Below are 7205 nucleotides of genomic sequence, written 5' to 3' on the forward strand. Positions count from 1 at the left end.
CCAGTGCAGGGTGTGTTCCGTGTCCCTGACTGGTGGTTTGAGGACGAACGCTCGCAGAAGCCGTACGAGTTCGGGGCAGGTCAACGGGACGAGACGGGGCGGTTCGGCAGGGACTATCGTGGTCGTGGCGGCGGTGGTCAATGCCCCTCGTGTACGGCGTCTGGTGTCTGGGGTGTCTTGGCGTTTAGGGAATCTCTGCACTGAACACTGAACGCTGCCTTTACGTCGATGCGTGCCACCGCTGTATCCGACAGCTCGGGCTGCAGGCCGACGGGAAGGGCCAACACCTGCGGTGTTGGCGGTGGGTGGGAGCCTTGTCGCTATGGATGAGTTGCCGTGCCGGGTGTACGGCGCTTTCGCCGATGACCCGACGCCGCGTCGGGGACATGTGTACCGGGAGTTGTGCGGTGGCCCGTTGGACAGGCTGCTGGTGGATGTCACGGGGTGGACGGAGACCGAGCGGGCCACCGGCGCGGCGCTGCGGACCGATATCGGGCAGTGCGGGCCGGGCGGACGCGCGGTGTATGCGCCGCGCTCGGAGGACGCCCGGGTGTGGGAGTGGCAGCACGACGCTTGCTGACCGGGACTCGGGGCTCGAAGGGGCTCCTTCTCGGTTGGGCTCATGGTGCCCAGGGTTCTGTCAGTATGGGCTGGTGACGGCAGGTGATGACCGGCAGGCTCTGGGCCTGGGGAGCCTGGAGGAAGCGGCGACGGGGCTGCGGGAGGCCGAGGCTGCTGTGGTGATGGCCCGCCGCCGGTTGAACGAGGCGATCGTCGCTGCGGTACAGGCGGGGGACAGCATCGCGGGGGTTGCCGAGCGTACGGGCCGGGATATCACTGAGGTCCGGAACCTGCTGGCTGCCGTCCTTGGCCAGCGATTCTGACCTCCGAAACCCAGATTCCGGTGCGCGGTCGTGCCCACAGACCTCCGGTGTGGTGGAGTTGTCTAGGACTGAACCACACGGAAGCCTTGGTGTCCCACCGTAATGCCCGGCTGACCGTTCATGGCAGACGGCTGCTGGCGGCCGAAATGGGCATCTCCCGCGCCACGTCCCACAAGTGGGTCCGTCGCTGGCGAGCTGAGTTCGAAGCAAGCGTCGCCGACCGCCCCAGCCGCGTACGCACGACACCGCATCGAACTGTGGCAGCCGTATAGGCCCGGGTCTGCCGGCTCCGCCAGACCCGCAAAGCTCGGCCCCGCAGGCCTCGGCCCGAACCTGGGCCTGCCGCTATCGGCGCGTGCTGTCTACCCTGCAACGGAGCGGGGGAGAAACCAGGGTTCAATCTGGCACGCAAATTCACTGTCCCCGAAGAGAAATGCGTAAGAATTTGTGTTCGTATGATCCGCCTGTACCGTGGAGTGGACGTGACAGACCCTCAAAAGCCTCCCCTGACGCCTGAACGTCGAGCAGCGTTGATGGCGGAGCTGCGGTTGTACCAGCGGCTCGCCGAAAGGGCAGAAACTGAACTTAAAAGACATATCGCTAGGGCATCCCACGAGGGAATGGCTCTGCGGGAGATCGCCGGCGTGCTCAGCTTGAAGAGTTCACACGCCGCTCTGCGATGGCGGGATGAGGGCGAGCGGGCAGGCGCGTAATCCGATCTCCCGGCGTAGACACCCACCGGTCGGCCGCCTTGCCACCGACCGGCCTCTACTCCGGGCCTGGCCACGGTGCTCCCGCAAGCTTGCCTGCCTCTGTGGTGCTGCCTGCTCGTCGGTGAGCAGGACGACCTGGACGCTGAACTCGATCGTCGTCTGACCCAGGTCACGGCCGTGCGGTGAACCAGTTCGGGCACGTTGTTCTGGACGACACTGCCATAGTCGCTGCGAGCCGTGGCAACCTGCTCGCCTCCCGCCTCATCCACCGCGCCCACGCCGAACCTGGCTGGCACCTGTACGCACCCGCCTGCGCCCTGGTCGAAGCCGACCGCGCCCGCCCGGGCACCGCTGAGCACATTGCGGCCCCGCCGGGCATCACCGTCGTCGACCTCGACCTGTCCGCAGCCCGCGAGGTCACCTGGGCCCAAGCTCACACCCGCCACAGTGCTCTGCCTACTCCGGAACGTCCCGACGGTGCGGTCATCGCCACCGCCGCTCCGGATCAGTGGGCCGGTCAGCCCGTCAGGAGCCTCGACCTCACCCGAGCCCGAGGCGAAGCCGCGCTCTTCCCCCGCTCGCCCGCGCGTTCAAGCAGGCCGACCGTGACGTCAGGCGTATGGCAGGGGCAGCGCGTGACGGTCTGGGTGGCATGACGCGCCAGGATTAGCAGTGCTGCGGTCAGGGCCTGGGCTTCCTAGGGGTGCAAACCCTGCAGTTCACCGTCTGGGATCGCGCCAGGGGATGCGACTCCGCGGCTATCGATGTAAATGCTGGTTCCCAGCCCTGCATCCTGGGGGACTGTGGACATTTCTGCAGTCTTCTTCAGGTTGGAGGCTCGGAAGAATTGTAGGTCCAGTACTCGAAGAATCCGCATGTCAATGCCTCGGTGACTGTATGGCCTGCTTCAATCAAGCGTTGGGTGAGTTGCATCGGAGGTGTAGGAGACCTGGCTGGGCCGGGGCTAGAAGTGCGTTCCAAAATGTATTGAATGACGCTCTGTGCGATGATCGGCAATTCAATCAGTGATTCGCGTCTTTCCGCCCACTCGAAACCCATTCCGCGGATCTGGGTGGCGGTTTGCTCGCTCCATTGACCTGAGCCAGAAACGACTTCTATGAGTGCGGCGAACAAGTCTTGCCGTAACAGGAGATGATATTCGTCAGAGAACGTGTGACTGAGGTCGGAGGAGTGGTGGTTTGCCCTGAGGGATGTCGGCGAGGGAGTGCTCATGCTGATGAGTTAAGCAGTAGTTCATCAAAGTGACATCAGAGCAGGGTAAAAAGAAGGTAAGGCGGCGGAGGCCGCAAATGGCATGGGGGTTCAATAGCAGGTCGCTGAAATGCGATACGGCAGGGGCTCGGCCACAATCTTGAGCGGGATGCGAGCAGCCGGGTTATGTCTCTCGGTTGGTCTCTGTGCCCGGAGTGCCAGCGGCGGATGCTCGTGGTGTTGTTACCGGACGAGTTGCCCCCAACGGTGCCGCCCTTGGCAACGCTGTCGGCGCTTATGGTCAGGAACCGCGAACACGGATTACGTTTGGACGTCTCTTCCGTGTGGCGCGCCAGGCGTCCCGGACGCCCTGAAAATCTGGAGCCACCCCGGACTCAGCTGGCTGCATCTACCGGGGCGTACCGAGGGCGTCGAGTTCTGCGTGCGACCTGCCGCAGGGATGTCATCTGATAGTTGATGATGCTGTCTGATCCATAGTCAAGTAGAGCTGCGGTGCCCGGGATTGGGACGGCAACTGGCAGGGATGTTCTACGTGCTGGCCGTCATTTAGGGCTTCGGCGGCTGCCCCGCTAAGGGCCACAGCGGGAGGAATGCTGTTTGCTGGTAGTTGGTAAGTGGCATCGGTGAAGGTGGTGTTCCAGTGCGGGGCATTAAACCTCGACCGGCAAGCGATTTTTCGATCGGCCGATTCCAGCCGCCTGAAACTGTCGCTCACCTTCTATGAACCTAGCGATTTGATTGCTGTAGGGTCGCGGTGAAGGCTGAATCTTGGTTTCGCGCTGGTTTGCTTGAGGAATCACCGAAACGCTCGCATTTATCGAGGTGTGGATTATGCTTGAAAGAGTGGTACGTCCTGCGGTTGGTCTCGAAGGTGGTAGGCGTCTATTTGGAGCCTTCGGGGTGGCTATTCTCCTCGCAGTGGCGGCAGTTTTTGCGAGTGTTCTGCTCGCGCAGCCTGCTTCCGCAAATGACACCCTTCACTACAAGGGGGCCGTAGCCGAGACAGATGACAATCCGGGCAATGGCGCTGCAAGCTGGATCTGGATTTCGGCGGGAAGTTTGAATTGGGATTTTCGTGCCGCCAACCTCGAATACCAACTTATCAATGGAACCAGTGACGTCCTCTATGCGAATAGGGGAGAGGCGGTAGCCCGGAGCTTGAATTCCGAGCTCAAGGCCATCAGGCTCTGCGTGTATACCAATTACGGAGACGGTTACTACTGCAGCGACTGGCGGTACTACGCGTAGAAAAGGCTCAGGGGCCGGGCTGGGAGGCGCTGGTCCGGAGACGGGAGCACGGGCGCGGGGGCGGGGCCGGGCACGCTGTGCATCACTTCGGCGGCAAGCACGTCACCAGAGATGGCACCCTACTGCTACTTCATGGCGCAGCGATTATCGCGCAGCCCGAAGTTCCCTCCATTATGATCTAGTTGGTGTTCCGAAGGGTTGCGAAGCCGGACCGGAGGCACACCGCTCGGCTTCCCACCTCGGTTCTTGCCCCGAAGTGGGAGGCCAAATCGAGCATGGTGAAATCAGCGCCGGCTGGGGTTTGTCCCGGCCGGGCCGTTCACTGCGCCGCAGTGGGGGCATCGAGTTCCGCCTGCCGGTCTTCGGTGAGCTGTTCGATGTATTTGCGGGGCGCTTGGAGGCTTCCCTCGCGGGCGTGGAACTGCCGGGCCGAAGACTCACCGCCCACCTGTCCGCCTGCGTATGAGGCTTCCGGCGGCCCCGCACCCGACCCAGGCCAGATGGGTCGTCGATGTTGTCGCGGTCCATCGATGAGGCGTGCGTGGCCAGCACGATGACTGGCCCGACCCCTGCCCGCAGCGCGAGCCGGTCCCGTAACTCGAGGACCTCGTCGTCTTCCAGCGTGCACACCGCCACCATGGGCCCGTGATGCCTGAGCCGGCGCCAGGCCTGCGCGTCCGCACCTGCAGTCCGGGGTGGGAACCATGGCCGGGACCCGGCCCTGCCGGAACAGGTTCAGCGCGGCGTTGATGGTCTTCCCAGACCTCGTTGCCGGGACCAGCGTGCTTGCGCACTGTCCGCCGGGACCCGCGCCCGCCCCGGAAAGCGCGCCCACCGGCGGATCCGCGCCTGTGTATCGACTTGGTGCCCTGGAAGCCGCCCTCCCGGCAGGCCCCGCTCCTTCTCCCGCCACGGCCCAGTCCTCACCCACTGCCGCGCTACCGGCTAAGTTCCACTGAGCTTCGGGGTACCGCCTGTTACTGATCGGCGCTGAGCTTCTGGTCAGCGCCGTGGAGTGTGCTTGGCGGTGCCCAACACAGCAGCCCCCGTGGGCGTCACCCCGCCGACCCGTGATCGGTAGGTCGGTGGGGCTGCTCAAACCCGCCGGGTAGGGACGCTGGTTGCGGCCCCACCCGGTTCGCACTCGACGATGTCAGCGCAGGCCGAATGCCCGGGTGATCGTCTGTGAGACGGCGTTGCCTGCGTTGTCCCGGGCGGTGACGCGGAGCGTGGCGAAGCCTGCGGACTTCGGGGCACGCAGGGCCGTGCGCCAGCCGTCACCGCTGCGGTCCAGATCGGCCCGCTGCCAGGTCTTCCCGTCGTCGTAGGAGACCTCAAGTGAGGGCTTCCCGATGGCGGCGGTCGTTCCGGGCAGGTGCGAGGCGGTGACCGTCACCTTGGCGTGCCGGTCGGCCCGCCCGGCCTTGTCGGTGTCGACCCCGTAGTCGAGCTGGATCAGCGGCAGGGACACCGAGGATTCGCTGCCGGTGGCCGCGGAGGTGAAGTTCCACTCGGTGAGTGTGTGCGTCGAGTAGGGGTTGGTCCAGTTCGCCCGATCGTTGTCGACGACCAGCCGGTACGGCAGCCGCTCGGGGGCGAGCCCGGTGACGGGCAGGAACTCGGCATTGCCCCAGTCAAGCTGCCGGTCGCCCTGGTAGAGCGACATCCAGTCCTTGACGTCATAGTTGCCGTAAGCCTCGCCGACGTGGCCGGAGCCGGAGTCGCCCCAGCCGGGCGCCGGGATGTAGACGGTGTCGAGGTAGCGGACCGGCTGGAAGTCGATCGGTCCCATGCGGGGGCGCTGGATCGGGCCGAACCACCTCACCTTCCCGGTCTTCCCTGCAGCGTAGCGCAGGGGCTCGATTGAGTGCTGTCCGGTCTCGCCTGCGATGAAAGCGTCGTCCCTCCATTCGGTGCCACCGGTGACCCAGTCGGTGTGGTCGCCCTGCGCAGGGGCGGTGAGCTGGTTGCCGACGGTCCAGCCGCGCCAGAGGTCGGGGCGGAACTCCATGGCCTTGCCCTGGCGGTGGTTGCGGAAGGAGACGTCCACCTTGGCCAGGTTGCGCTGTGCGACGTGCCAGGTCGGGTCCGCGGGGACGGCGCCGGTCCAGTGGTGCACCACGTCGTAGAGGTAGTCGGTGGTGGGGTTCGAGGTGACCTTCAGTTTGACCGAGCCGCGGCCGAGCGAGCCGATGAGGTCGGCGCCCTGGTCGGCGTTGAGGGTCGCCACGGTCAGGGGAGCGCGGCTCTCCGGGCTCCACGGGGACTCGTCCCAGGGCTGCAGCCGGCCGATGCCGTCGTTGACGACGAGGAGCAGCTGCGCGCCGGCCGCCGCGGCGGCCTCCGCCTGTGCCTGGATTCCGGCCGGGTCGCCGCCCCGCACCACCACGGCCTTGCCGTGCACGTTCCTCCGCGCGAGTTCGTCGGCCGTGCCCTGGCCGGCGTAGACCGCCGTGAGGGTCCGGGTGCCGACGGGCAGCGGCTCGGCCCCGCGCTTGACCAGCGGCTCGGCGTAGGTCCTCGACTTCGTCGCGAGGGTCAGCGCCGGCTGCTCCAGGCGGAAGCGGGCACCGAACTCGAACTCGCCGTCGGTGACCTTCTTGCCGGTCGGGAGCGCCCAGATGCTGTCGTAGATGTCGTTGGGCAGGATGGACGACTCGACCAGGCTGTCGCTGAGGGAGCGGTGGATGTCGAGGCGGGGTGCGACAGCCGTGGTCTGTTGCGGTGCGCGGGCCAGGATCTGGCGGGTCTTGCGGCCGTCGAGGGTGACGGTCCTGTCCTGGTCCATCTGGATGTCGTTGAAGGCGAGGAGTGCCTTGCCCAGGGAGTGCGGGCCGTTGGCTCCTTGGACGTCCGCGGTGAGCCAGCCGCTGTAGGTTCCGACGGGCAGCCGTGCGGTGTCGGTGCCGGACTCGTCGAGGTCCGTTGTCGTGAACAGGCCCTCGGCGGTGAGCATGACCCGGCCGGCCAGCGGCTTGCCGGAACGGTCCTTGGCGTTGATCGTGAGGGTTTGTCGCTGGCCTTCCTTAGTGGGCATTTAGAGATGCTCTATGCCGGTAAGTAACTTTCATGGCTGCCAGGCTTAGGGTGTTTATCCCATACGTACACCATCGCGCCCGTCGATCTG

At 65.5% G+C, this 7205-nt stretch carries 5 protein-coding genes and 2 pseudogenes; 5 read left to right on the top strand and 2 right to left on the bottom strand.

The window, feature by feature from the left end; genetic code table 11:
• The first annotated feature begins 322 nt into the window (after positions 1-322).
• The 4 genes and pseudogenes from PV350_RS42770 to PV350_RS42785 all read left to right on the top strand — a co-directional run.
• Positions 323-580 (top strand): hypothetical protein, encoded by a 258-nt coding sequence (locus tag PV350_RS42770; protein ID WP_500338784.1) that lies wholly within the window; start codon positions 323-325, stop codon positions 578-580.
• Between the two features lie 73 nt (positions 581-653).
• Positions 654-884, top strand: coding sequence for a hypothetical protein (locus PV350_RS42775; protein ID WP_500338786.1), 231 nt, complete (start codon positions 654-656; stop codon positions 882-884).
• A gap of 146 nt (positions 885-1030) precedes the next feature.
• Positions 1031-1235 (top strand): annotated as a pseudogene (locus PV350_RS42780) (IS481 family transposase); the annotation flags it as partial.
• Between the two features lie 544 nt (positions 1236-1779).
• Positions 1780-2142, top strand: a pseudogene (locus PV350_RS42785) (PIN domain-containing protein); the annotation flags it as partial.
• A gap of 280 nt (positions 2143-2422) precedes the next feature.
• Here PV350_RS42785 and PV350_RS42790 read toward each other — a convergent pair.
• Positions 2423-2830 (bottom strand): hypothetical protein, encoded by a 408-nt coding sequence (locus PV350_RS42790; protein ID WP_500338788.1) that lies wholly within the window; start codon positions 2828-2830, stop codon positions 2423-2425.
• Between the two features lie 900 nt (positions 2831-3730).
• Here PV350_RS42790 and PV350_RS42795 point away from each other — a divergent pair.
• On the top strand, positions 3731-4078 hold the full coding sequence (locus PV350_RS42795) for a hypothetical protein (protein ID WP_500338790.1): 348 nt from the start codon (positions 3731-3733) through the stop codon (positions 4076-4078).
• Positions 4079-5231: 1153 nt separating this feature from the next.
• Here PV350_RS42795 and PV350_RS42800 read toward each other — a convergent pair.
• On the bottom strand, positions 5232-7115 hold the full coding sequence (locus tag PV350_RS42800) for a hypothetical protein (protein WP_500338791.1): 1884 nt from the start codon (positions 7113-7115) through the stop codon (positions 5232-5234).
• Positions 7116-7205: the final 90 nt, after the last annotated feature.

It is taken from the genome of Streptomyces sp. PA03-6a (assembly GCF_033792765.1).
In the GTDB taxonomy this organism is placed as follows: domain Bacteria; phylum Actinomycetota; class Actinomycetes; order Streptomycetales; family Streptomycetaceae; genus Actinacidiphila.

What these genes read in the sequence shown, in the direction of transcription:
- PV350_RS42770 (WP_500338784.1), top strand. Translation starts at nt 323, where the DNA reads ATGGATGAGTTGCCGTGCCGGGTGTACGGCGCTTTCGCCGATGACCCG.
- PV350_RS42790 (WP_500338788.1), bottom strand. Translation starts at nt 2,830, where the DNA reads ATGAGCACTCCCTCGCCGACATCCCTCAGGGCAAACCACCACTCCTCC.
- PV350_RS42800 (WP_500338791.1), bottom strand. Translation starts at nt 7,115, where the DNA reads ATGCCCACTAAGGAAGGCCAGCGACAAACCCTCACGATCAACGCCAAG.